Source organism: Arsenicibacter rosenii (genome assembly GCF_001870735.1).
GTDB lineage: Bacteria > Bacteroidota > Bacteroidia > Cytophagales > Spirosomataceae > Arsenicibacter > Arsenicibacter rosenii.
Genome location: NZ_MORL01000150.1, coordinates 1 through 1,275, shown reverse-complemented (window position 1 = coordinate 1,275; position 1,275 = coordinate 1). Strand labels below are relative to the sequence as shown.

The window sequence follows — 1,275 nt, the reverse complement described above, 5'->3', positions numbered from 1 at the left end:
CCTATTATCTGACAGCCTCTACTTCGCCGGAAGTAGCTAAATGGCTGACAGAATCCGTGGTTACGATTGATCCGGCCGAAAACCCCGACGGCCGCGACCGGGCAACGCAGTGGTTTAACCAGTACAAATCGTTTCCGGCCGTTACCGACCCTGCCGACCGGGAACACAACGAGTACTGGCCCAACGGTCGCTACAATCATTATCTGAACGACCTGAACCGCGACTGGCTCCCGCTGGTACACGTCGAGAGCCGGAACCGGATTAAATTCCATCATGCCTGGCTGCCGAATGTGATGATCGATTTTCACGAGATGGGAACCAGCAGCACCTATTATTTTGAACCATCGAAACCCTACAGTACCGAAAATGACCTGATTCCGCGGGCTACCTACGATGTTCTGAACGTGCGGCTGGCGAACTATTTTGCCCGGGCGCTCGATGGTATCGGTGTGCTCTATTTCACCAAAGAACAGTTCGATAACCTCTCCCCCATTTACGGTTCCACCTATCCTGATTTCACAGGCGGAGTCGGGGTAACGTTTGAACTGGGCAGTTCGCGGGGCCTGGCACAGGAGGGCAGTAATGGGGTGGTTACGTTCCCCTTTACCATCCGGAACCACTTGCGGACAGGGCTGGCAGCCGTACAGGGAGCCGTTGAGGAAAAAGACCTGTACCTGAAACATCAGCGTGACTTCTTTGCGTCGGCGATCACTGAAGCAGCAAAGTTTCCGACGAAAGCCTATGTATTTGGTTCGGCGGCTGATCCTAACCTGACCCGTCGTTTTGCCGACCTGTTGCTGCAGCACAATATTCAGTTTTATCCGCTTCAGCAGACAACGCAGGCAAACGGAAAAACCTTTGACGCGGGATCCGCTTATGTCGTGCCTTCGTCGCAACCCAATTACCGGATTGTACATTCGGTTTTTGAAGAAGTGACGGCCTTCCACGACAGCGTATTTTATGACGTGACGGGGTGGTCGCTGATCCATGGGTATGGCCTGCCTTTTGCTAAACTGAAAGAGGCAACGCTCGTCAAGGGAGAACCGGTTAAAACGCTGCCGGCAATCGAAGGAGGCATTGCCGGAGGACGTGCAACGGTCGCGTATTTGCTGAACGGAGCCGATTACCATGCCGCTAAAGCAATTTCCCTGCTCCAACAGGCCGGTGTTCTCACGAAGGTTTCCTTCAAACCATTCAGTATTCAGCCTGGCGCCATTGCGACGGGTTCAGGTGCTCAGTCTGTACCAAAGCAAACGAAAGCGGTCACCGATTTCG

At 53.6% G+C, this 1,275-nt stretch carries 1 protein-coding gene; it reads left to right on the top strand.

Annotated features, from left to right (window positions below):
- The coding region (locus BLX24_RS33085; RefSeq protein WP_510185441.1) for a M14 family metallopeptidase at positions 1 to 1,275 on the top strand (1,275 nt) is incomplete at both ends.